The sequence below is a fragment of the Corynebacterium sp. HMSC05H05 genome, assembly GCF_001807265.1.
Lineage (GTDB): Bacteria > Actinomycetota > Actinomycetes > Mycobacteriales > Mycobacteriaceae > Corynebacterium.
Window position 1 is genome coordinate 1 of record NZ_KV788384.1, and the last position, 1776, is coordinate 1776.

The 1776-nt window shown below is 57.3% G+C and carries 2 protein-coding genes; both read left to right on the forward strand.

The genetic code is table 11. The annotated features are described in order from the left end of the window. Positions 1–51: 51 nt before the first annotated feature. The gene (locus HMPREF3151_RS11800) at positions 52–738 is read left to right on the forward strand and encodes a hypothetical protein (RefSeq protein ID WP_141741309.1); all 687 of its coding nucleotides are present in this window, start codon (positions 52–54) and stop codon (positions 736–738) included. Between the two features lie 71 nt (positions 739–809). Beyond that, on the forward strand, positions 810–1730 hold the full coding sequence (locus HMPREF3151_RS04045) for a DDE-type integrase/transposase/recombinase (protein WP_168160596.1): 921 nt from the start codon (positions 810–812) through the stop codon (positions 1728–1730). Positions 1731–1776 lie beyond the last annotated feature (46 nt).

A 1776-nucleotide genomic window follows, 5' to 3' on the forward strand; every position in this document is an offset into this window, starting at 1 on the left:
GGCTGTGCGGACTTCCTGTGAACCACCGGTTGTCGGGATCGGAGTTCGAGGATGAGTTATCCACCGGAGGTGAGGCAGCGTGCCGTTGAGCTTTCAGGGCAAGGGCTTGCTGCTTCGCAGGTTCGTGCGCAGTTGATTCGGGAGGACTGTAGGTCTGTTCCTTCTGCCGCTTCAATTTCGGGATGGGTACGCAACGCCCGTCATGGCAACGGCGTCGATAAAGGTTGGCGTTGCGCCGAGTTGATCGCCGAGGTCGTCCGGGTGAATGTGACAACGTCGGCATCCACCCGCGAGATTGGATGGCGTTTTCGGGTCGCTGCGAGTTCCGTGGCGGTGTGGACGCACAAGTTCGCTCCGGATGCGGGTTTGCGGCGTGGGATGACACCGCAGGAGATAGAACAGGCGACACTGGCGCGTGTGAAAGAACACCACGAAACCCAAAAACGCAAGCGCAAGAAGACCGAAACACAACGTCATTCACAACGTGCCGCGCGCGATGAGAGTGCGCATTCACGCAATCATGAGCAGCCAACGGCTCCGTTTGATGAGGCAGCGTTGCCGGATGATGTTGAGGCCCTCAAAGACCTATTGCGGCAAGAGCGGTTTATGCGTCTGGCGGATAAAGCGCTGTTTGAGGCGGTGATGGAATCTGAGGGAAAAGCGCAAACCCGGAGACGCTCGACAGCGTGGTCGTCGCTACGGCTGTCAGACGACTCCGGGACGTCGGATACCAAGTAACACATTGTTGCGCCTACTACGGGTTGAATTACAGCACGTACAAGTCGGCATGCCGACGGTTGGATCACCCTTTGGTCGACCGCAAAGCCCAGGCCAAGGCATTAGTTTCGGCTGTTTGTGAGGACAATCGCATGGTCTACGGCTACCGCCGCGTGACTGAAGTATGCAAAGCGAACGGTCTTTCACTCGGTGAAAAATCGATTCGCACGATCATGAGCCAGGAACACTTGCAGCCGAAGACAAAACGCACCAAGCGCTACAGCTCATATAAGGGCGAAACTGCGCATCGTCCAGCGAATCGATGTCTGGTTGGAGATATCGACACTGTCGCCAAAAATGGCACCCACGTCTCGCAAAGATATCGTTCGCAAGCGGATCGTCGCAGGCAGGCGGGCAGGAAGGATCTGGTGCACGACTTTTACGCCGACGCACCAAACCAAAAACTCGGCACCGACATCACCGAGTTTCAATGCGCTGACGGCAAGGTCTTTTTTAGCCCGCTCATCGACTTCCACGACAACATGCCCATCGTATACACCTGCGCCACACGGCCAGCGGCGTTGTTGACCAACACCATGCTTGAAGCCGGGCTCGAGCAACTACAACCGGGGCAACGCCCCGGCTTGCACACCGACCGCGGCTGGCACTACCGCCACGCCGACTGGGTCGATCGACTCACCGACACCAGCCACGACAGGCAACAATGCGCACAATGCACGCAGGAAAAACCCTGCGATAACGCCTGGTTGATGGTGCCGTCCCTATCGCGGCTCGGCAACAGCGGCGACAACGCCCGAGTCGAGGGCTTCTTCGGCACCGTCAAGCGCGAACTTTATGCCAATAGGATTCGACCTGAAAAGCTCACGACCGAGGAGTTTATGGAGTATCTTGACGACTACCTGGACTGGTTCGTCTTTGACAGACTCACCACCGGACCAGACGGGCAATACACAACCCTGGCTAAGCAAAGAAACCTAGCCAAAACCACCTAGCCAACAACACAACGGCAACGAGTGGTTCACAGGAAGTCCGCAGACC

Excerpts from the sequence above, each read along its gene's own strand:
- HMPREF3151_RS11800 (WP_141741309.1), top strand. The coding sequence starts at position 52 with ATGAGTTATCCACCGGAGGTGAGGCAGCGTGCCGTTGAGCTTTCAGGG.